At 42.9% G+C, this 23,593-nt stretch carries 15 protein-coding genes and 4 pseudogenes; 15 read left to right on the top strand and 4 right to left on the bottom strand.

The annotated features are described in order from the left end of the window. Positions 1-158: 158 nt before the first annotated feature. From AC6IZ0_RS03075 to AC6IZ0_RS03105, 7 genes and pseudogenes are all read left to right on the top strand, one after another. Entirely contained in the window at positions 159-4,145 is a 3,987-nt protein-coding gene (locus AC6IZ0_RS03075; protein WP_497725045.1) for a magnesium chelatase subunit H, read from the top strand. A 207-nt stretch (positions 4,146-4,352) separates the two neighbouring features. Beyond that, positions 4,353-5,270: a DNA cytosine methyltransferase gene (locus AC6IZ0_RS03080; protein WP_497725046.1), complete on the top strand. Its 918-nt coding sequence runs from the start codon at positions 4,353-4,355 to the stop codon at positions 5,268-5,270. 20 nt (positions 5,271-5,290) lie between these two features. Then, complete coding sequence (locus AC6IZ0_RS03085) at positions 5,291-5,725, top strand: DNA cytosine methyltransferase (RefSeq protein WP_497725048.1); 435 nt, start codon at positions 5,291-5,293, stop codon at positions 5,723-5,725. A 209-nt stretch (positions 5,726-5,934) separates the two neighbouring features. Then, a pseudogene (locus tag AC6IZ0_RS03090) lies at positions 5,935-6,021 on the top strand (type II toxin-antitoxin system HicA family toxin); the annotation flags it as partial. 50 nt (positions 6,022-6,071) lie between these two features. Next, positions 6,072-6,410: a type II toxin-antitoxin system HicB family antitoxin gene (locus tag AC6IZ0_RS03095; RefSeq protein WP_497725050.1), complete on the top strand. Its 339-nt coding sequence runs from the start codon at positions 6,072-6,074 to the stop codon at positions 6,408-6,410. Between the two features lie 116 nt (positions 6,411-6,526). Further along, a complete protein-coding gene (locus AC6IZ0_RS03100) occupies positions 6,527-7,282 on the top strand; it encodes a hypothetical protein (protein ID WP_497725051.1) in 756 nt (251 codons plus the stop codon). A 176-nt stretch (positions 7,283-7,458) separates the two neighbouring features. Then, positions 7,459-7,656: a hypothetical protein gene (locus AC6IZ0_RS03105; protein WP_497725053.1), complete on the top strand. Its 198-nt coding sequence runs from the start codon at positions 7,459-7,461 to the stop codon at positions 7,654-7,656. Positions 7,657-7,708: 52 nt separating this feature from the next. On the opposite strand, the gene AC6IZ0_RS03110 is transcribed toward AC6IZ0_RS03105, so the two are convergent. Then, on the bottom strand, positions 7,709-11,089 hold the full coding sequence (locus AC6IZ0_RS03110) for a tetratricopeptide repeat-containing S1 family peptidase (RefSeq protein ID WP_497725055.1): 3,381 nt from the start codon (positions 11,087-11,089) through the stop codon (positions 7,709-7,711). Between the two features lie 261 nt (positions 11,090-11,350). Between AC6IZ0_RS03110 and glyS the strand changes: the two are divergent. From glyS to psb32, 4 genes and pseudogenes are all read left to right on the top strand, one after another. After that, positions 11,351-13,496: pseudogene (glyS, locus tag AC6IZ0_RS03115) on the top strand (glycine--tRNA ligase subunit beta). Positions 13,497-13,628: 132 nt separating this feature from the next. Further along, positions 13,629-15,002 (top strand): UDP-N-acetylmuramoyl-L-alanine--D-glutamate ligase, encoded by a 1,374-nt coding sequence (murD, locus tag AC6IZ0_RS03120; RefSeq protein WP_497725056.1) that lies wholly within the window; start codon positions 13,629-13,631, stop codon positions 15,000-15,002. A gap of 74 nt (positions 15,003-15,076) precedes the next feature. After that, positions 15,077-16,111 carry a phosphoribosylformylglycinamidine cyclo-ligase gene (gene purM, locus AC6IZ0_RS03125; RefSeq protein WP_497725986.1) on the top strand — a complete coding sequence of 345 codons (1,035 nt, stop codon included), beginning with the start codon at positions 15,077-15,079 and terminating at the stop codon, positions 16,109-16,111. Between the two features lie 96 nt (positions 16,112-16,207). Beyond that, positions 16,208-16,939, top strand: coding sequence for a photosystem II repair protein Psb32 (psb32, locus tag AC6IZ0_RS03130; RefSeq protein WP_497725058.1), 732 nt, complete (start codon positions 16,208-16,210; stop codon positions 16,937-16,939). Positions 16,940-16,941: 2 nt separating this feature from the next. On the opposite strand, the gene AC6IZ0_RS03135 is transcribed toward psb32, so the two are convergent. From AC6IZ0_RS03135 to AC6IZ0_RS03145, 3 genes are all read right to left on the bottom strand, one after another. Further along, positions 16,942-17,325 carry a DUF4346 domain-containing protein gene (locus AC6IZ0_RS03135; RefSeq protein WP_271731523.1) on the bottom strand — a complete coding sequence of 128 codons (384 nt, stop codon included), beginning with the start codon at positions 17,323-17,325 and terminating at the stop codon, positions 16,942-16,944. Positions 17,326-17,765: 440 nt separating this feature from the next. Next, positions 17,766-18,461: a potassium channel family protein gene (locus AC6IZ0_RS03140; RefSeq protein WP_497725060.1), complete on the bottom strand. Its 696-nt coding sequence runs from the start codon at positions 18,459-18,461 to the stop codon at positions 17,766-17,768. A gap of 128 nt (positions 18,462-18,589) precedes the next feature. Then, positions 18,590-19,924, bottom strand: a complete 1,335-nt coding sequence (locus AC6IZ0_RS03145) for a TrkH family potassium uptake protein (RefSeq protein ID WP_497725061.1) — start codon at positions 19,922-19,924, stop codon at positions 18,590-18,592. A gap of 150 nt (positions 19,925-20,074) precedes the next feature. Between AC6IZ0_RS03145 and AC6IZ0_RS03150 the strand changes: the two genes are divergently transcribed. From AC6IZ0_RS03150 to AC6IZ0_RS03165, 4 genes and pseudogenes are all read left to right on the top strand, one after another. Continuing rightward, positions 20,075-20,920 (top strand): methyltransferase domain-containing protein, encoded by an 846-nt coding sequence (locus tag AC6IZ0_RS03150; protein ID WP_271731526.1) that lies wholly within the window; start codon positions 20,075-20,077, stop codon positions 20,918-20,920. A gap of 41 nt (positions 20,921-20,961) precedes the next feature. Continuing rightward, positions 20,962-21,901, top strand: a pseudogene (locus tag AC6IZ0_RS03155) (homogentisate phytyltransferase). Positions 21,902-21,905: 4 nt separating this feature from the next. After that, positions 21,906-22,383, top strand: a pseudogene (locus AC6IZ0_RS03160) (tetratricopeptide repeat protein). A gap of 175 nt (positions 22,384-22,558) precedes the next feature. Then, positions 22,559-23,590 (top strand): hypothetical protein, encoded by a 1,032-nt coding sequence (locus AC6IZ0_RS03165; protein WP_497725063.1) that lies wholly within the window; start codon positions 22,559-22,561, stop codon positions 23,588-23,590. Positions 23,591-23,593: the final 3 nt, after the last annotated feature.

The raw sequence follows: 23,593 nt of genomic DNA on the forward strand, positions 1-23,593 counted from the left end.
TTTTTTATATCGATTTGTGTCATAAAGCCCAAAAAATGCTCAAAGGTCAAGGTTTTTCTGATAAAAAATTAATATTGCCGAAAACAAGAAGTAACTCTGGCGGCAGATGTCGCTGAGAACTTCAGTTAGAGAACACGCATCACAAGGAGCCTATCTGCATGTTCACCCACGTCAAGTCCACCATTAGACATATTGCGCCTGATAACTTACGCGGACGTAATTTAATCAAGGTGGTCTATGTCGTGCTTGAGTCCCAGTATCAAAGTGCATTGTCGCAAGCTGTTAGCACGATTAACTCGAACAACCCCAACCTAGCCATTGAGGTGAGCGGGTATTTGATCGAGGAACTCCGAGACCCAGAGAACTATGAAGAGTTCAAACGGGATATGGAAACTGCTAATATCTTTATCGCTTCACTTATTTTCATAGAAGACTTAGCACAAAAAGTAATTGCCGCCGTTGAACCATACCGCGATCGCCTGGATGTAGCGGTAGTGTTCCCATCAATGCCAGAAGTAATGCGCCTGAATAAAATGGGCAGCTTTTCTTTAGCACAGTTGGGACAATCCAAGAGTGCGATCGCTCAATTCATGCGCAAACGCAAGGAGAAATCAGGGGCGGGTTTCCAAGACGGAATGTTAAAGCTGTTGCGGACCTTACCCCAAGTATTAAAATTCTTGCCAATGGAAAAGGCACAGGATGCGCGAAACTTCATGCTCAGTTTTCAGTATTGGCTGGGAGGTTCACCAGAAAACCTGGAAAACTTCTTGCTGATGCTAGCTGATAAATATGTATTAAAAGATGTAGACAAAAAAAACTTTGCATCTCCTACATATGAAGCGCCAGTTGTCTACCCGGATATGGGTATTTGGCATCCTCTGGCCACAACTATGTTTGAGGATGTCAAAGAATACCTAAATTGGTATACAGCCCGCCAGGACATTTCCGGCGATCTCAAAGATCCCTTAGCCCCTTGTGTGGGATTAGTATTACAACGTACCCACCTAGTTACTGGTGATGATGCTCATTATGTAGCCATAGTCCAGGAATTAGAATCACTCGGTGCCAAAGTCATTCCTGTGTTTGCTGGTGGGTTGGACTTCTCTAAACCCGTAGATGCTTACTTCTACGAACCAACTACCAAAAACGCCTTAGTAGATGCAGTCGTCTCTCTGACTGGTTTTGCTTTGGTAGGTGGCCCCGCCAGACAAGACCATCCCAAGGCCATTGAAGCCCTAAAACGCCTCAATCGTCCTTACATGGTGGCATTGCCCTTAGTATTCCAAACTACCGAAGAATGGTTAGATAGTGATTTAGGCTTACATCCCATACAAGTAGCCTTACAAATTGCCATCCCCGAATTAGATGGAGCCATTGAGCCAATCATTCTCTCAGGTAGAGATGGAGCTACAGGTAAAGCGATCGCCCTGCAAGACAGAGTAGAAGCAGTAGCACAACGGGCATTAAAATGGGCTAACCTGCGCCGCAAGCCCAAACTAGAAAAAAAAGTTGCCATCACCGTTTTCAGCTTCCCCCCAGATAAAGGTAACGTCGGTACCGCCGCCTACCTAGATGTATTCGGCTCCATCTACGAAGCATTAAAAGGGCTAAGAAACAACGGCTACGATGTGCAAAACATCCCCGAAAGCGCCCAAGCATTGATGGAAGAAGTCATCCACGATGCTCAAGCCCAGTATGCAAGCCCAGAACTGAACATCGCCTACAAGATGTCAGTAGCAGAATATGAAGCACTTACCCCCTACTCCCAACGCCTAGAAGAAAACTGGGGACCACCCCCCGGAAACCTCAACAGCGATGGGCAGAACCTGCTAATTTACGGTAAACAATTTGGTAACGTCTTCATCGGCGTACAACCCACCTTTGGTTACGAAGGTGACCCCATGCGCCTATTGTTCTCCCGTTCCGCCAGCCCACACCATGGCTTTGCTGCTTATTACACCTACCTAGAACGGATTTGGGGCGCAGATGCAGTACTGCACTTTGGTACTCACGGCTCCTTGGAATTCATGCCGGGTAAGCAAATGGGGATGTCTGGAGACTGTTACCCAGATAACTTAATTGGCACAATTCCTAACCTGTATTATTACGCAGCTAATAACCCCAGTGAAGCCACCATCGCCAAGCGGCGTAGTTACGCTGAAACAATTTCTTACCTCACACCACCCGCCGAAAACGCCGGTTTATACAAAGGTTTGAAAGAACTCAGCGAGTTAATAGCTTCCTACCAAACCTTAAAAGACAGTGGTCGCGGTATTCCCATTGTCAACACCATCATGGATAAATGCCGCATCGTCAACCTGGATAAAGACATTAACTTACCAGAAACCGACGCTAAAGATATGACCGCCGATGAGCGAGATCAAATCGTTGGTAGCGTCTACCGCAAGTTAATGGAAATTGAATCTAGGTTGTTACCTTGTGGTTTACACATCATTGGTAAACCACCCACCGCCGAAGAAGCAGTAGCTACCCTGGTAAACATCGCCAGTTTAGACCGTCAAGAAGAAGAAATTCTCAGCTTACCCCGCATCATTGCTAACAGCATCGGGCGGAACATCGACGATATTTACCAAAACAGCGACCTAGGAGTTTTAGAAGATGTGCAACTACTGCAAGACATCACCCTAGCTACCCGGGGCGCTGTGGGCGCACTCGTCAAAGCACAAACCGACGCGGAAGGGCGAGTTTCCCTAGTTTCCCGGTTGAACTTCTTCAACATGGGTAAAAAACAACCTTGGGTAGAAGCATTACATCAAGCAGGTTATCCCCAAGTTGACGCTGCTGCTTTAAAACCACTATTTGAGTATTTGGAATTCTGCTTACAACAAGTTTGTGCAGATAACGAACTCGGCGCATTACTCCAAGGTTTAGAAGGTGAGTATATCCTACCTGGCCCCGGTGGTGACCCCATCCGCAACCCGGATGTACTACCCACAGGTAAAAATATCCACGCCCTAGACCCCCAATCTATCCCCACCACCGCCGCTGTGCAATCAGCCAAAATCGTTGTAGATAGGCTGTTGATACGTAATAAGGCAGAAAATGAGGGTAAATGGCCAGAAACCATCGCCTGTGTCCTTTGGGGAACCGATAACATTAAAACTTACGGTGAATCCCTAGCACAGATTATGTGGATGATTGGTGTGCGTCCGGTTCCCGATGCTTTAGGTCGGGTGAATAAATTAGAATTAATACCTTTAGAAGAGTTGGGACGACCCAGAATTGATGTAGTCATCAACTGTTCCGGCGTATTCCGCGACTTGTTCATTAACCAAATGAACCTCCTAGACCAAGGAGTAAAAATGGCTGCGGAAGCTGACGAACCTTTAGAAATGAACTTTGTCCGCAAACACGCTTTACAACAAGCTGAGGAAATGGGAATTAACCTCAGACAAGCAGCAACCCGCGTATTCTCCAACGCTTCTGGTTCCTACTCCTCAAATATTAACTTGGCGGTAGAAAACAGCACTTGGGATAGTGAGGCCGAGTTGCAGGAAATGTACTTGAGACGGAAATCATTCTCTTTCAACTCCGATAACCCCGGTGTGATGGATGAATCCCGGCAGATTTTTGAAACCACTTTAAAAACCGCTGATGCAACTTTCCAAAATCTCGACTCTTCCGAAATTAGCTTAACTGATGTTTCCCACTACTTTGATTCCGATCCCACAAAGTTAGTCGCCAGTCTGCGTAGTGATGGTAAAAAGCCAGCATCTTACATTGCAGATACCACCACAGCTAATGCACAGGTGCGGACATTATCGGAAACTGTACGTTTAGATGCGCGGACTAAGTTGTTAAACCCCAAATGGTATGAGGGGATGTTATCCCACGGTTACGAAGGTGTGCGCGAACTCTCTAAGCGGTTGGTAAATACCACCGGTTGGAGTGCGACCGCTGGCGCTGTGGATAACTGGATTTATGAAGATACCAACGAAACCTTCATCAAAGATGAAGAAATGCAAAAACGGTTGATGAATCTCAACCCCCATTCTTTCCGCAAGATTGTCTCAACCTTGTTGGAGGTGAATGGTCGGGGTTATTGGGAAACTAGCGAGGAGAATTTAGACCGCCTCCGCGAGTTGTACCAAGAAGTCGAAGACCGCATCGAAGGAATAGAATAACCTTGAGGATAGAGGCGCTCTTGAGGGCGTCTCTACTCATTCTCAAGGACGATATCCCATCAGGTTTTCAGTCTGCTTTGATGAGACAATTATACAGAATATCTATAGTCATCCTATTTGACTTGATAAATTATCAGTGAGGAAAGGGAACAGGGAACACACCGAACAGGGAACAGAAATTGTTCATGAATCATTTAGAATTGCTATATGAAAAATCAGGCTTATGCTCAACTTGAATTATTTCAATTATTGCAACCTCTAAAAATTATTAAACATCAAACAAAATTTACATTTTTAGACCTTTTTTCTGGTATAGGTGGCTTTAGAATCCCTCTCGAAGAGTTGGGCGGTTTTTGTTTAGGATATTCAGAAATTGATAAACAAGCTATTAGAGTTTATAAAAATAATTTTATTCATGAAACTAATAAGGCTGAAAAATATTTAGGAGATATTACTAATTTAAACAAGCTACCCTGGGATATAGATATCATGGTTGGTGGTGTCCCTTGTCAACCGTGGTCTATAGCAGGTAAATTACAAGGACTAGAAGACCCAAGAGGTAAATTATGGCTTGATGTTTTTAAAATTGTCCAAATTAACCAGCCTAAAGCATTTATATTTGAAAATGTTAAGGGTTTAACGGAGCCTAGAAATAGAAAAAGTTTAGAATATATCATTGATAATTTGTCTGGATCAGGTTATGTAGTCAAATATCAAGTCCTTAATTCCTATGATTTTGGTTTACCACAAGATAGGGATAGGGTATTTATTGTTGGTATTAACAATAATATCCATAACTCCTGGGGTTTTACATTTCCTCAACCTTTGAATCAACACCCCAAGATTTATGATATTGTCCCTGGCCTTGAACGTACTCAATTTACTAAGAGGAAATTTCCCCCAGAAGTTCTATTTCCAGATGGTAAAATCCCAGCTTCTAGAGGAAGATTTCAAAAGATAGATGAGTTGAATGATTTTTTTACCTTTGCCGATATTAGAGACGGACATAGTACAATTCATTCTTGGGATATCATACCAACCACTACAAGAGAAAAATTAATTTGTAAAACTCTATTGAGAAATAGAAGAAAAAAAATTTATGGACTAAAGACGGTAACCCTTTAGGATTTGAAGTATTACAATCTTTGATTTCTAATTTATATATAGAAGAAATTAATACTTTAGTAGATAAGGGTATCCTCCGTGTTGTTGAAGGTAAAGGCTATGAGTTTGTAAATTCTAAAATCTCTTCAGGGATTAATGGTATTTCTAAAATATATTTACCTCATGGTGATGCAATTGGAACTTTAACGGCTACTGGAACAAGAGACTATATATCTATAATATCTATACAATGTCAGGAACCAGAATTATATAAGCAAAACTTTATCCAGCAAGTTTATCTCAAGAATCAGTATAAACCTTTAACCGCCCAAGATTATGCAAGATTACAAGGATTTCCAGATAATTTCCAAATTGCAGATAATGAAACTACAGCCAAGCATCAATTAGGTAATGCTGTTTCTATTCCTGTCATTTACCATTTAGCCCAACCTTTGTTAAAAATAATTTTGTCATAAGATGTTTTAAATATGTTGGATTTTAACAAAGCGATCGCCTGTTAAATAGACACAGATCGCCACATGAAACTACCAGGATATTCTCTGAGTTTTCCCCATGCAGTTTACAATATCTCCATAAATTGACATTTTACCATAAATATGGTATAAGGCGGCAATGGGAAAACCAGCCAGAAGAATTTACACCAACTGGAGGGAGTTAGACTAATAATGAACCACATCCAGAAAAAGAAACCGATAAAGGAGCAGTTAAATCAGTGAGAGAATTTTTGATCAAAGCAGGAATCAAACCATAAATAGTTATTGACATTAATCACAACCAAAATGAGGGAGGATAATTAAAAGTATGTTGACTTACAAAGGGTATACAGCATCAATTGAAGTAGATGTAGAAGCAGGAATACTTTTTGGAAGGGTTCTTGATATTAATGATGTGATTACATTTAAAGCTAAAACTGTTGAAGAAGCACGTCAAGAATTTCAAACTTCTATTGATGGTTATTTAGCTTTTTGTGAAGAACTAGGAGAAGAAGCAGATAAACCTTTTTCTGGTAAATTGCCATTTCGCACCACTCCAGAACATCATCGTAAAATTTTTATTGCAGCAACAAAAGCAGGTAAGAGTATTAATGCTTGGATGGATGAAATCTTAATCAATGCTGCTGAAGAATCAGTTAAAGCATAGATTTACAGCCCATTTCATCTGAGTTCCTGTGTAGCATCAAACGTAAATTTTAACCCCTTCCTAAGTGGCGATTTGGTTAAGGTGTTATAATGACACCATACCCTATGAAATCAACCATGACTTACACACCTGATGATGTTTGGCGCTTATTAGGTGAGTTGATTGTAGCTCAAAAGGAAACAGAGCGCCGCTTTCAAGAAACTGAGCGTAGTTTTCAAGAAACGGAGCGGTTTCTTAAACAACAAGCTCAAGAAACAGAACACCGCTTTCAAGAAACTGAGCGGTTATTAAAAGAACGATCTCAAGAAACAGAACACCGCTTTCAAGAAACTGAGCGGTTATTAAAAGAACAATCTCAAGAGACAGAACACCGGTTTCAAGAAACTGAGCGGTTATTAAAAGAACGATCTCAAGCAACTGATAAGCAGATTAAACAGGTAAGTCAACAACTGGGTAAGTTAGGTAATCGTCTAGGGGAGTTTGTAGAATGGCAAGTACGCCCTGCTGCGGTAAGATTGTTTCGAGAACGGGGTATTGATGTCCATGAACTTCACCCAGGGTTATCTACACAGCGCGGGGGTGAGGGGTTGGAAATTGATTTATTAGTGGTAAATGATACAGAAGCGGTGTTAATTGAGGTGAAGAGTAAACCCAATCAAGCCGATGTGGATAAGCATTTGCAGCGTTTAGAAAAGTTTAAGCGCCTGATGCCTAGGTATAGAGATGTACAGGCTATGGGTGCAGTGGCGGGGATGGTGGTTACTAATGAGGTGCGGGATTATGCTTATGGTCAAGGTTTATTTGTCTTGGGTCTGTGCGGTGATGATGTGGTAATTTTAAATGAGCCGGATTTTCAACCCCGTAAGTGGTGATGGGAGCTTGGATCTGTGGGGCGATCGCCTTGTAGCAGCGCTTCGCTATCGCCTCTTGTCAAGATAATCAAATAGATGATTTTCTAGTCAGATTTATCTGACTTTAGCTTTGAGACGGGGGTTTTTAACCCCTGGCTCCCCGTGTAGCATCCAACGTAAATTTTAACCCCTTTTAGGTGGCGACTATATCTGTTGTTAAAGGCAAAGGGGCGCAAAGGTACGCAAAGGTACGCAAAGGTTTATTTTCTATGGCTTTGAGAGGGGGGTTTGTAACGCTTCCCTTGGTGGCGATCGCCTTACAGGAGCGCTTCGCGATCGCCTTTAACATCGCCTTACCATCCCCTCCCACAGACACACAGATCCCCGACTTCTAGCTAAGTTATCCTAGATTATCTGTGATGATGTGAGAAGTCGGGGATCTTGCACCTACAGTGAATTTAAAAGCCTAATTGCATATTGATAATAAGCGGTATTACCTTGAGTGAGGTATAATTGTGCTGCTCTTTGGAGGTCTTCCCTGGCTTTGTTGATGTTTCCTAGTTTAAGGTAGATATTACCACGATTGTAGTAAGCTTGAGCTAAATTAGGATTAATTGCAATAGCTTGGGTGTAATCAGCCAATGCTAAATCCCATTTCTGCTGGTTAAGGTAAACAACACCGCGATTGTTGTAAGCTAGAGCATGATTAGGATTAATCGCAATAGCTTGGTTAAAATCAGCCAGAGCTAAATCCCATTTCTGCTGGTTAACGTAAACAAGACCGCGATTGTAGTAAGCATCAGCATAATTAGGATTAATCCCAATAGCTTGGGTGTAATCAGCCAATGCTAAATCCCATTTCTGCTGGTCAGCGTAAACATTACCGCGATTGTAGTAAGCTTGAGCTAAATTAGGATTAATCCCAATAGCTTGGGTGTAATCAGCCAAAGCTAAATCCCATTTCTGCTGGTTAAGGTAAACAACACCGCGATTGTTGTAAGCATCAGCATCATTAGGATTAATCCCAATAGCTTGGGTGTAATCAGCCAATGCTAAATCCCATTTCTGCTGGTTAAGGTAAACATTACCGCGATTGTAGTAAGCTAGAGCTAAATTAGGATTAATCCCAATAGCTTGGGTGTAATCAGCCAATGCTAAATCCCATTTCTGCTGGTCAGCGTAAACAATACCGCGCCAGATGTAAGCTTGAGCTAAATTAGGATTAATCGCAATAGCTTGGGTGAAATCAGCCAGAGCTAAATCCCATTTCTGCTGGTTATAGTAAACATCACCGCGATTGTTGTAAGCTAGAGCTAAATTAGGATTAATCGCAATAGCTTGGGTGTAATCAGCCAATGCTAAATCCCATTTCTGCTGGTCAGCGTAAACAACACCGCGATTGTAGTAAGCTAGAGCATAATTAGGATTAATCCCAATAGCTTGGGTGTAATCAGCCAATGCTAAATCCCATTTCTGCTGGTCATAGTAAACAACACCGCGATTGTAGTAAGCTAGAGCATAATTAGGATTAATCCCAATAGCTTGGGTGTAATCAGCCAATGCTAAATCCCATTTCTGCTGGTCATAGTAAACAACACCGCGATTGTAGTAAGCTAGAGCATAATTAGGATTAATCCCAATAGCTTTGTTATAATCAGCCAGAGCTAAATCCCATTTCTGCTGGTCAGCGTAAACATTACCGCGATTGTTGTAAAAAGCAGCACGGGGACTGAGTTCAATCGCCTGATTTATCGCCAACTCAGCCTCTGCATACTTCTTTAAACCAGACAACACCACATACTTCTGATTATACAAATTAGGATTACCAGGCTCCAGCTTAATCGCCTGATTGATAGCATCCAGCGCCCTATCCAGTTGCTGTAATTCCCTATAAACTGCACTCAGATCATACCAAACCGGGACAAAATCAGGTCTAGCCTTTACCGCCAATTCTAACGCTGCTGCTGCTTCCTGGAATTGTCCACTCGACCATAAAGCCAAACCCTGACCATAATAAGCCAAATCAATAAACGCTGGTTTTTGGGCGATCGCCTGTTCAAAAGCCTCTACCGCTTCACCATGGCGACGTAACCGCCACAATTGATTCCCCCGTTCAATCCACGAACGAGGATCAGCATTCTCCTGGGGAACCGGAGTAAAGAGAATCGCGGCCTGTATCGATAACTCATCCCCCCTTGTTAACTCCCGTGGTCGTGTATCTTCCACCCGTTGCGGTCGAGTATTCCATCCCGGTGCTAAAGCTAAAAAAGTACTAATGGGAATCCCTAAACTATTACCTATCTGGATATCACCCCGAACAATATTCCTATCACCCTCCGCTAACCCATGAATCCCAATTACTCGTCCTTGGGTATCCAACACCGGACCCCCACTCATCCCACCAGAGGTAATACTGCTGTAAACTAACTCATATCCCCCCGTTAAAGCTCCCGCAGGTTGACCCACAGCTTGTAATAATTGCGCTCCGGGGTCGTTGTTAGTTCGGGAACTTGACAGGGTAGTTCTGATTAACCCCGTTTCCCTACTCCAAGTTCGTCCCAATGTCAACCGCCAGGGTGAACTTGTCCCCAGTCTGGGATACCCCGCTGTTAACATATATTGATTATCTTCAGTCGCATATTTAGCTAAGGTAGCAACTGCATAAGTTTGGTTACTCCTAAACTTAACTACTGCTAAATCCACCCCTTCATTAGATTGAATACTACCGGGTTCTACTGGATGTGTTTGACCATCTGCGGTGACAATGGTGTAAGTATGGGGGCGACATTCTCCCCCTCCCTGTATCTTCTCACACACCACATGAGCTGCAGTTAGGACTGTGTAAATATTTTCTTCTTTAGCAATAATTACACCTGAACCATTATTTTTACCACTAATGTCAATCTTGACAGTAATTTGTTTAGCTTTTTCCTCTAATTCCTTTAACCACCCTGTTAATGGTACTTCCGGGACATCATAACCGGTGCGCTGCGTCTGGGTTTGCTGTTGGCGTTGGCGTTGGGGTAACCCATAAGCAGTTAACACCTCTGGTTTGACCGCTTCTAACACCCCACTCACAGGGATTCCCCAACTATACCCACGCCATTCCTCAATTTCTGCTGCTGTGGGTTCTTGTCCATCAGCACGGACATAACCTAAATTTAATATAGGGTATTGGCTCATACCATTAATGCCTAGTAAATAACCGTAGGCGCTGAGGATAGCACCGCCGCTCATCCCCTGCTCAATGTCGCTGTCGTAGCCAATTTCATAACCGTCTTTTAAACTCGGTTGGGAGACAATTTTTTTAACTCTTCCTGGTCTAAATACTATATTATTTTCTGCACTGGGGTATCCCCCGGCCATGACTGGGGTATCTATATCAATATTAAAGTTAGTAATTTCTGGTGGTAAGCAATATTGCTGATTTGAGTTAAATTCTAATATAGCTAGGTCTAATTGACCAAGGTTTGTATCAGGAAGCAGTTTAGCTGGATGAGTTTTACCGTCTGGTGTTTGAATATTTAGGTTTTTGGGGTTAATTCTCTTGACTACATGGGAGTTGGTGACTACTAAGTAAGAGTTACCTGCTTGAGCTAAAATTGTCCCCGATGCTGCGTCACGTTCTCCCCTGACTTTAACGGTGATTTGACTGACAAGCTGTTGTAGTTGTGTTTGGGAATATGTTCCGGTTTCTGGGTCTTCTTCTGGTTTAAGTTGACATTTATCGGGTATGGGGGGTTTTGAGGTTTTGCTGTGGGTGATTTCCCCTAGGACGGGAAGGGGTAGGAGTAATATACAGGTAATAATGGCGAGGTGGGGTTTCATGGTTGCTGGGGGTATAGGGTGTATTTATTATATCTGTTGTTAAACGCAAAGGGGCGCAAAGGTACGCAAAGGTACGCAAAGGTTTGTCTAGACTATTATCGGATACATGATTTTCTAGTCAGATTTATCTGACTTTAGCTTTGAGACGGGGGTTTTTAAGCCCCGGTTCCTTGAATTGGTGGCTTTGTGTTTGCTGGGTGAGCAAAATTATGCTGCTCACGGGTAAACTGGGAGAATTGACACCAGTTAGAAGATTTTCCTATGGCTGTATTTTTATTGGAAGTTGGTACAGAAGAATTACCCGCCAGTTTTCTAGGTGATGCCATATTACAATGGCGATCGCGCATTCCCCAAAGTTTAGAAGCTTATGGTCTCACCAGCGCCACTGTAGAAGTTTACGGTACTCCCCGGCGGTTGGCGGTGCTAATTACAGGTCTACCGTCCCAACAACCAGACCGAGAAGAAGAAATCAAAGCACCGCCCAAGCTGCTTTTAAGGATGGTAAACCCACACCAGCAGCAACTGGATTTGCCAAAAAGCAAGGTGTAGATATAGCCGCCTTCTCTATTCGCCCCACAGACAAGGGGGATTTTGTCTTTGTTAAGAAAAGCATTGCTGGTCGTCCCGTGGCGGAAATCTTGACGGAACTAGTTCCCCAGTGGATTTCTGGTTTAGAAGGTAAGCGGTTAATGCGCTGGGGTGATGGGGATATGCGGTTTTCTCGCCCCATTCGTTGGCTAGTGGCGCTGTTAGATGATGTAGTTTTACCGATAGAGTTGGTTAATGGTCACCAGACAATTACCAGCGATCGCATTTCCCGGGGTCATCGTGTTTTACATCCCCAACCTGTAAGCATTCCCCAAGCGACAGATTACGTCAACACCCTACGCCATGCTGCTGTCATTGTTGACCCCACAGAACGAGCCAAGATAATTTACAGCGAAGTAGAAGCAGCAGCCCACAAAGCCGGTGGGTCTACCGTATTTTACCCGGACTTGTTAGCAGAAGTCACCAACCTAGTAGAATACCCAACCGCCGTAGTGGGTAAGTTTGAACCAGAATTTTTGCAGTTACCCACAGAGGTAATTACAGAGGTTATGGTCACACACCAGCGTTACTTCCCCGTATTTACAGATACTCAAAGTAAAGAACTATTACCCAACTTTATCACCGTTGCCAATGGCGACCCCCATAAATCAGATATGATCGCCGTGGGCAATGAGAGGGTAATTCGTGCTAGGCTAGCAGATGGCAAGTTTTTCTACCAAGCTGATTTAGCAAAACCCTTAGAAAGCTATTTACCTCAGTTAGAAACAGTCACTTTTCAGGAAGAACTAGGTTCAGTTCGGACCAAAATAGATAGAATAGTCACAATTGCTAATTACATCAGCAGCCAATTACAACTAGAAGCACAGCAAACCCAAAAAATCCAACGGGCCGCTTTATTATGTAAAGCTGACCTAGTTAGTCAAATGGTCTATGAATTCCCAGAACTCCAAGGAATTATGGGGGAAAAATACGCCTTAGCTAGTGGTGAAGATGTGGAAGTAGCTAACGCCATTGTCCAACATTACCTACCCACAGGCGCAGGGACAGTTTACCCACAACCCTCACCTCCCAAATTGTCGGTTTAGCAGATAGACTAGATACCTTAGTCAGTATCTTTGGGTTAGGTTTAATTCCCACCGGTTCCTCAGACCCATTTGCTTTACGTCGGGCGGCGAATGCAGTAATTAATATTACTTGGTTTGCTAATTTGCCCATCAATTTAGCAAATTTATTAACCCAAATTACAGCAGACTTTGCCGCCAAATACCATAAAGACCCGCAGACATTAACCGCAGCTTTAGCAGAATTTTTCTTACAACGCATTCGCACCTTACTACAAGACGAAAAGCAAATAGACTATGACCTAGTTAACGCCGTCCTGGGAGAAAATGACCCAGAATATACACAACGAGCGTTAGAGGATTTACTAGATGTGCGCGATCGCGCCTTATATTTGCAACAAATCCGCAATGATGGTACACTCGATAAAATATACGAAACCGTTAACCGTTCCACCAGACTAGCAGCCCAAGGGGACTTAGACCAACAGCAGTTAGAACCCACCAACTTAATTCAAACGCAACTATTCCAAAAGTCATCAGAGGAATCATTCCATAACGCCCTAGTAGAATTAGTACCATCAACTCAAAAGGCAAAGGAAACCCGCAATTACCAATTGTTAATAACAGGACTAGCAAAAATTGCTCCTACCGTGGCCAGATTCTTTGATGGTGAAGATAGTGTTTTAGTCATGGACCCAAATCCCGACATCAAACGCAATCGCCTATACCTCCTAGGACTACTGCGGAACCATGCGCGGGTACTCGCTGACTTTGGTGCCATAGTGAAAAATCTTTAGCCGCGTAAATTTCCCCATTTAGGCTGAGAAATTTAACAAAACCTATCCCCGGAAGCAACAAAAAATTAGTTTAATTGTTGCCAAGAAGCGTTACCATAATTAATGCTTAACCAGGGAAATACGCTACAGTCTATGCCTAAAGCCTCAGTGATTGGGTTGGGAAAGTCCGGTATTGCTACCGCTAGATTATTAAAACGGGAAGGTTGGGAGGTAGTGTTAACTGATAGTCACACCTCTACCAACCTCCTCCAACAACAACAACAACTTGCAGCCGAGGGAATTACCGTAAAATTGGGGTATTCCCTTGATTTAAATAGTCCGGATTTATCTGATTTAATTGTTGTCAGTCCCGGTGTACCTTGGGATATTCCCGTATTAGTCGAAGCGCGAGCATTAGGTATTGAAACCATCGGTGAAATGGAACTCGCTTGGCGACATTTGCAATCTTCCCCCTGGGTAGGCATTACCGGTACTAATGGCAAAACCACCACTACAGCTTTGATTGCGGCAATATTTCAAACCGCTGGACTAAATGCCCCCGCCTGTGGTAATATTGGCTATGCTGCCTCTGAAGTAGCTTTATCAGAAAAACAGCCTGACTGGGTAATTGCAGAAATTAGTAGTTATCAAATAGAGTCTTCACTTACCCTAGCACCCCGCATAGGTATTTGGACGACTTTTACACCAGACCATCTGGCACGCCACAAAACTTTAGAAAATTACTACAATATTAAAGCTAAGTTATTACTTAATTCTCATTTTCAAGTATTTAATGGTGACGACCCCTATTTAAATAAAATGGGTATTAGCCATTGGCCTGATGCCTATTGGACAAGTGTCAAAGGTGAAGACTTTTTACTGGGAAAACAAGGCTTTTATATTCAAGATGGTTGGGTAGTGGAAAAATTAGAGCCTAACCCCACACCCAAAAAAGTTATCTTAGCCTCTGCTTTGCGAATGGTGGGAGAACATAACCGCCAAAATCTGTTAATGGCGGTAGCAGCAGCTAGGTTAGCGGGAATTGAACCCCATACTATTGATACTGCAATTAGCCAATTCTCCGGGGTTCCCCATCGGTTAGAACATATTTGTACTTGGGAAGGTATTGACTTTATTAATGATAGTAAAGCCACTAATTATGATGCATCTGAAGTTGGGTTGGTTTCTGTCAACAGTCCAGCAATTTTAATTGCAGGTGGGGAAGCTAAACCAGGGGATGATACCGCTTGGTTAAATCAAATTCAAGCCAAAGCTGCGGCGGTTTTATTAATTGGGAATGCAGCATCAGCATTTGCTCAACGTCTCCAAGGGGTGGGTTATACTAATTACGAAATTGTGGAGACCATGGATAAGGCGGTTCCGCGGTCAGCAGAATTAGCCAAACAATATCAAACCTCCGTGGTGCTGTTATCTCCCGCTTGTGCGAGTTTTGACCAATACCCCAATTTTGAAGTACGGGGTGAGGATTTTCGTAATTTGTGTTTGGCTTGGTCCGCTGCACATTAATCTCAAATATAGTTGACTATGGACTATGAACTATGGACTAATGACTAATGACTAATGACTAATGACTAATGAGTATGGATTACCGGGATGCTGGGGTTGATGTTGAAGCGGGTAGAGCCTTTGTAGATCAAATTCGCAATTTAGTTCACAGCACTTTTAGACCGGAAGTAATCGGCGGTTTAGGTGGTTTTGGCGGTTGCTTCCAACTACCAAGCGGTTTTAAAGAACCAGTTTTGGTTTCCGGGACTGATGGTGTGGGTACAAAGTTGAAAATCGCCCAAGTTCTCAACCGCCATGATACAGTGGGCATTGATTTAGTGGCTATGTGTGTTAACGACGTGTTGACATCAGGTGCAGAACCACTGTTTTTTTTGGATTATGTGGCTACAGGTAAGTTAGAACCCCAGCAGCTCACGGAAGTGGTAGCAGGTATCGCCGCTGGGTGTAAACTGGCGGGTTGCGCTTTATTAGGGGGCGAAACCGCAGAAATGCCTGGTTTTTACCAAGTCGGTGAGTACGACTTGGCGGGGTTCTGTGTGGGAATTGTGGAAAAAAGCCAGATGTTGGATGGTTCCCAAGTAAAAGTTGGGGATGTGGCGATCGCACTTCCTAGTACTGGTGTACACAGTAATGGCTTAAGTTTAGTCCGCAAAATTGTTGACACCACCCCTTTAGATTGGGATGAACGCCCACAGTTATTAGGTGGCCAAACCATAGGGGAAGCTTTCCTCAAACCTACACAAATTTACGTTAAGCCTGTTCTGGGAGCGCTGAAAGCTGAGTTAGAAATTCATGGTATGGCCCATATTACCGGTGGAGGCTTACCAGAGAATTTACCCAGATGTTTAGGTAAAAATCAAAGTATTCATATTCAATCTGATAGTTGGACTATTCCCCCTATATTCCAATGGCTGGCTCAGGTCGGCTCAGTTAGTGCCGAGGCAATGTACAATACTTTTAACATGGGCATTGGTTTTGTGCTGTTAGTACCACCCCATCAAGCAGAACAGACAATTAATTTCTTTCAATCACAGGATGTATCCGCTGTGGTAATTGGTGAGGTGATCAATGGTTCTGGTACATTGACCGGTTTACCATTGTCCACATGATTAGTTATCACGAAGGCGGGATGAAATCCGCATTTAAAGACTTTAGCCTTCTGTAATGCTATCTTTTCGTATTTAAACACATTAACAGAGGATCCAATGAAACAGCTCCTTAACCCCATATTTAGCCTTAAAAAATATATAGCTCCCCTAATTGTCGTCTTGTTGATGCTCGTGCTGGGTTCTTCTGTATTTGCAACCCCGGTATTGGCTACAGGTGTATATCAAATTCCCAACCTCACCGCCAATAGCTGGGTTTTAGATCAAGGTGAGATTATTAGTCGCATCAGTGAAGGTAAAATCAGCAACGCCTTTGAGGATTTGGCTAAAAAAACCGGTAACCAAGTCCGATTTGTCACCATTCGTCGCCTGGATTATGGGGAAACACCAGAAAGTTTTACTCAAGCACTCTTTGAAAAGTGGTTTCCCACTCCAGCAGAACAGGCTAATCAAATATTATTGGTACTAGATACCGTTACCAATGGTACCGCTATTCTCACAGGTGAGTCCGTTAAGTCTTTATTGACTGATGCTATTGCCGAAAGTGTAGTTACAGAAACTTTAGCTATACCATTAAGAGACGGTAACAAATACAACCAGGCATTTGTAGATGCGAGCGATCGCCTAGTTACCGTCCTCTCTGGTCAACCAGATCCCGGTCCACCGCAAGTTATGGAAACCGTACAGGTAGAAAGTACCTTTACCAAAGCCGAAGATACTGATCAAGGTAACGCCACTGCTTGGGTAGTAGGACTTTTAATTGCTGCTACCATTATCCCTATGGCTACTTACTTTGTTTACCAAGTCAACCAACCATCATCGGGAGGCTAACTTTAATCCTGAAGATACTCTTTCCCTGTTACCAAAGCTACCTCAGCCCGGAGAAATTCCCGACCTAAATAAGACGCATGGTCTAACTTAGTCACTGGACAGGGGTGAGTTGCTTCAAAAATATTTACACAAAGTTCCTTAGCCGTCCGCCCACTAAAAACCGTTGTATGAGTTCGTTCCACTTTTCCCTTAGCAGGAATGACCTTCCCGGTTTCAGGATCGACGGCTAAACCTTGGTCATTAATCACATTTGTGAAATGCTTGGCGTAAATTAACCCCGCGGATCGATCTAAATAGATAATGAAATATCCGCTAGGGTCAAGCTCAATGTAACGTTGGGAAAGTTTATTATCAATTGCCGCTAAATCTTCAAGTATTAAATCCATAACCATTCTAAAAAGGCAAACTTCTATCTACAGGTTTTTACACCCATATTAAGTGTAATTCCTATCAAAACATAGTGGGAGCCGGAGAACCCCTACTCTTTACAGAGGGGATGAAACGTGACTCAAAAGGATTTATCCTATCGTATCCTTAACACAAAAAGCTTTGACAAAGCATTTCTGTTCAGTTATAATAAGAAATCATCCATAAATATGGTGAAAAACCCAAAAGATGATCTGCCTAAGTAGCCACACAGCTAAATATAACCTTAGCCAAGGTGGGTAGGGGAGCTTTGACACTCCCAAAACAATGTGATTTATTTAATAGATTAAGTAAATCATATCGTAAACGTTGCGTAGCATGGCTTAGGCCTGCGTAGCAACATCAGTTTAGAATCCCCTGTGTTTCAACCAGGGGAGATGTCAAGTTCAACTTATCTGATTTAAATTGGCAAGCGATTAATATCTTTGTTATGACCAATTACTACCATTGCTGTACCACGCTCTAATCGCTTAGTAGGTTCGGGATTGATTTTAAATTTGCCATCCTGACTCACGGCTAATAAATTCAAGCCATAACGGTTACGCAGTTGCAGATCAGAGATAGTTTTACCATGAAATTCATCAGGGACAATCATCTCCACAATACTATTCTCTGGGTCAAGGTCAAATCGGTCTAGAATAGATGGTTTAGTTAGTGAGCGTGCTAGGGCGCAACCAGCTTCATATTCCGGGAAAACTACATGATCAGCACCCACTCGTTGTAACAGCTTACGGTGAACTTCACTAGAAGCTTTAGCCACCACATGAGGAACACCTCCCTCTTTGACATTCAAGGTAGTAATAATACTTTCTTGAATGTAGTTACCAATAGCTATGATTACCGTGTCAAACTCAAACATCCCCGCCTCTTTGAGTGCTGCGGGTTCCGTTGAGTCTAGCTGTAAAGCATGACCAACTATCTCCTCATGTAATGCTTCTGATACTAGCTTTTCGTCAACATCTGTTGCTAGTACTTGGTAACCCAACTTATGTAATGTTGAACATACAGACCTACCAAAACGACCTAACCCAATTACAGCAAATTGGTGGTTATCTCGACGCAAACTGCGAAAAAAGCCTATAGATGACAGATTCACATTTGTTATCCTTATTTTTACGCCCCGACAACAGGGTAAGAATAGGCACAGTAAAATTAGTGAAAAGTTTTACTTTTTTGCCTACTCATTCATATTTTATCAGGTGAAGTTGCTGCCATCGCTTCCCCTTATCCTACCAGTAAATTTTCTTCAGGATAGTGTACCCTACTGGGGCTGGGGTCTCCCAACATAGCAGCCATCAGCAGTAAAACACCCACTCGTCCCACATACATTGTGACGATTAAAATCAGCTTGGCTGGTACTGAGACGCTACTAGTGATACCCGTAGACAGACCCACAGTAGCAAAGGCTGATACAACCTCAAACAAAAGTTCAATAAAACTCAATGTTGGATCTGTCAGAGAAATTAACGTGGTGGATAACACTAGCATACCTACAGAACCAACTAAAACACCAACAGCTTTTAAAATTAAAGATATTGCTATTTTACGTTCATATAATAAAACCTCTTCCTTGCCTTGAAGAATTGATTTAGTACAGCTGGTTAGAACCCTTAAAGTTGTAGTTTTAATACCTCCTCCCGTCCCACCAGGACTAGCACCAATAAACATAAAGGCAATGGTAATAAACAGACCAGCCGATGTCATTTTACCGATATCAATGGTATTAAAACCAGCAGTTCTGGTAGTGACAGATTGAAACCAAGCTGATAGTAACTGCGCCGGTAAATTAACTGAACCTAATGTTGCTGTATTTTTTATTTCTATGGCAAAAAACGCCATTGTTCCTAGACATAGCAATAATATTGTTGTACTAGCTGCTACTTTAAAATCTAGAGAAAATACTAGACTTTGCGGTTTCCTCAGCAGGCGATCGCGTAACCAAAGATACATTTCTAAGATGACCTGATAACCAATACCGCCAAAAATTATCAACATTGTAATTGTAAACACTACCAAGAAAGATGACTGATATCCCATTAAGCTGTCTGGGAATAAACTAAACCCGGCATTATTCCAAGCCGAAATACTATGAAAAATAGCCAGCCAAATTCCTGTACTCCAGCCATAATCAGGAACAAACGCCGGTACAAGTAAGAAAATACCTGTAATTTCAAAAATCATAGTTGTGGCAATAATTGACCGGATAACTTGGGCGCTACCACTCATTCCCGGTCGGTCTAAAGTTCGTTGGATGGCGATTTTTTGCCGCAGGTTAAATTTCCGCCCCACCAGCATAATTAGAAAGGTGGTGGTTGTCATATACCCCAACCCACCAATTTGAGCCAACAGCAGAATACACAACTGACCCCAAAAAGAAAAATCTGTACCAGTATCAACTACAGCCAAGCCAGTGACGCAAACGGCGGAAGTGGCAGTAAATAGCGCCACAATCGGGTCATTCCAACTACCACTGCTAGTAGAAAAAGGCATCATCAGCAGGATAGTCCCCACGGTGATGACAGCTAAAAATCCCAAGCAAACTGTGCGAGAAACGGTCATAAACAGATAAATACTTACAAATTCTTCTAGAAACCATAGACTCTGTTAACAGCCCTGGAAGAAAAAACACTATTATTCAAATAAAAACACACATGGTAGCCTACGAGTATGTTTATTTAAATTCGGCATTGTTTTAACACTGCTTTCATCATGAGTGAAACTCTTTACCAAAAAATACAGCAATTTTATGATGCTTCCTCTGGTTTGTGGGAGCAGATTTGGGGCGAACATATGCACCATGGCTACTACGGTGTAGATGGTCAGGAACAACAGAAAAACCGCCGACAGGCTCAAATTGATTTAATCGAAGAAGTCCTCAACTGGTCTGGGGTGCAGACCGCAGAAAATATTCTCGATGTGGGTTGTGGTATTGGCGGTAGTTCTCTTTACTTGGCAGGTAAGTTTAATGCCCAAGCCACAGGAATTACTTTGAGTCCCGTACAAGCCGCTAGAGCCAAGGAACGCGCCCAAGATGCCGGTTTGAGTGGTAGGACTCAATTTCAAGTCGCAGACGCGCAAGCAATGCCTTTTCCTGATGATTCCTTTGACTTAGTATGGTCACTAGAAAGTGGCGAACATATGCCGGATAAAACTAAGTTTTTGCAAGAGTGCTATCGAGTCTTGAAACCAGGTGGTAAGCTGATTCTAGTCACCTGGTGTCATCGTCCCACCCAGAATGCACCATTGACAGCAGATGAACAAAAGCATTTACAAGATATTTATCGCGTCTATTGTCTACCTTACGTGATTTCCTTACCGGAATATGAGGCGATCGCCCGTCAACTACCATTAAACCATCTTCGCACTGCTGATTGGTCAACCGCCGTGGCTCCATTTTGGAATATTGTCATTGATTCGGCCTTCACCCCCCAGGCGATTTTTGGCTTACTTACTTCTGGTTGGACAACTATTCAAGGCGCATTATCACTGGGATTAATGCGTGATGGTTATCAGCGTGGCCTGATTCGCTTTGGGTTGTTATCCGGTAATAAGTAAGGGAAGAATTGTAATTTACCATTCCTTTATCTATAACTTTCATGAGTCAAATTTCTCCCAATGCTGCTAATTTTTCCAAGAACTGGGCTTATGCCTTTTGGAAGTTTTCCCGCCCACACACAATTATTGGTACAAGTTTGAGTGTGTGGGGCTTGTATTTGATTGCGGTTGCTATCTCCTCTGTGGGTTTTTCCCTTGTGCAACTCATTTCTGTTCTGGGTGCGTGGATTGCCTGTTTATGTGGCAATGTTTATATTGTGGGTTTGAATCAACTCCAAGATGTGGAAATTGACAAGATTAATAAACCTCATTTACCCCTAGCATCCGGGGAATTTTCTCGCCAGCAAGGTCAGTTAATTGTCATAGTTATGGGTATTTTAGCCCTAGTTGTAGCTGGGCTAACTGGGCCTTTTCTCTTGGGGATGGTGGCTGTGAGTTTGGTAATTGGTACGGCTTATTCTTTACCACCCATTCGCCTAAAGCGATTTCCCTTCTGGGCTGCACTGTGTATTTTTTCAGTGCGGGGAACTATTGTGAATTTGGGGCTATTTTTGCATTTTAATGCAGCATTAGAACAAAAACCAGGAATTCCCTTGGCGGTTTGGGTGCTGACAATCTTTATCTTGGTGTTTACCTTTGCCATCGCTATCTTTAAAGATATCCCTGATATAGAAGGCGATCGCCTTTACAATATCAATACTTTCACCATCGCACTCGGCCCACAAGCAGTATTTAATTTGGGCCCTATGGGTGCTAACTTTTTGCTATTTGGGTGTCACTCTAGTTGGTGTAATGGGTTTTACCGCCATTAACCCAGTATTTTTGGTGGTTAGTCATCTAGTAGTCCTGGCGGGGATGTGGATGCGAAGTTTAGCCGTAGACTTACAAGACAAAACTGCGATCGCGCAATTCTACCAATTTATCTGGAAACTTTTTTACCTCGAATATATCATGTTCCCTCTTGCCTGTCTTTTAGGGTAAAATTATGCTAGAAACTTTAAAAATACCTAATATTCTGGCCCGTAACCTCAGTTATTGTCGCTATCCTCATTCTGGGTTATTTCTCTTGGAAAACCTTAATTACCTCCAACGCTTTCCAAAAAGGGGTAAATCTTTATCAACAAAAAGACTATGAGGGAGCAAAAGCAGCTTTTGTGCGGGTAATTTCTCTCAACTCCACTAATGATGTCGTGCGCTTACTCTTGGGAGATATTTTTAAGGAGCAAGGCAATGTCAAACAAGCAACAGAATTATATCAAGAAGTGATTCGCCGCAGTCCTAAAAATCCAGATGCCTATTTGCGTTTAGCAAATGTTTTCATGGATGCAAATCAGCTAGAGTCAGCAACAATCAATTTACAACAAGCACAAGCCTTATTACAAAAACAGCGTCAACCCCAAAGGGCTGCAAAAATTAGTCATCTATTGCAGAAAATTACCGCTAAATCTGGTAATCAAGTCTAGTTTGAATGAACATTGTTCCCCGCTCCTCCCCGTCCTGAGTGAGTAGCGTGGGTAAACTTCCTCAGTGCCCTTGTGTATTCAAGGTATTGTGGGGAGTTTCAAAAAGTGTGTAATAATTAAGCCGATATGCTTGCAGCAGCGCTTCGCTATCGCATCCACTAGTTACCTATCAACTGTGCAAAATACCGAATATATCGACGACCTAGCAGCGGCTTTGCAACAACCAACCGACCTCAGCTTTGAACTACCAGACCCAGAAGATGAAGAAATATTAGACTCAGAATTTCAACAACAGCTAGATGTAGCTTGGCAGGTATGCGATCGCTTTGACCTGCAAACAGAAATCTGGCGGGGGCGAATTTTAAGGGCTATCCGCGATCGAGAGAAAAGAGGAGGCGACGGACGGGGTACGGGATTTCTCAAATGGCTCAAAGAACGGGAAATTAGCAAAAGTCAAGCATACACCTGGATTCAGCTGGCTAACAGTGCTGATACTCTCCTCGAAGAAGGAAAATTAGACCCTAAATCAGTGAATAACTTTAGCAAAAGGGCATTTATCGAAACCTCTAAGGCTGTCCCAGAAGTTCAGCAGATGGTAAGTGAAGCGGCGCAAAAAGGTGACCAGATCACCAGGCGAGAAGTGCGCCAACTCACCGATGAATCGACCGCCATGTCTTCAGAATTACTACCAGAACCAGTGAAGGTAAAAGCCGCGGAAAACTCCCTTCCCGCGCGCTACATTGCCCCCCTGGTGAAGGAAATGGAAAAACTACCAGAATCACACCAACGGGTTATTCAAGCAGAAATTGCAACTAATCCAGATGTCGATACTCTCAAGCAGGTAACTTCAGAAGCCCGTCACCTAGCTAAATATCTCAAGGGAGCCGCCCAAGTCCAAGCACTTACCCAGGCAGATATTGACATTGAAACCGCCCTGGAAGAAGCCCAAAGAATCGGCTGTTTGAGTCTAGCCGCGGACTTGGTTAATCAAGCATCACAAATAGAACAAACAATTGCCAAGTTGTACATGAATTGGAAGCGCATCGCTAACTTAGCAGACCGGCTCTATGTAGATACTGGTGCTAGTACACCCCAGTTGCGATCGCTCCTGACTTGCATCGAACCTCTGGGTGGTGAAGTCATGGAACTACAGCTCAGTGGTGCTACTCAACACACCATCCGCGTACAAATCCAGGAAACGAATTAGCCC

The sequence above is a fragment of the Anabaenopsis sp. NIES-4685 genome (genome assembly GCF_059725405.1).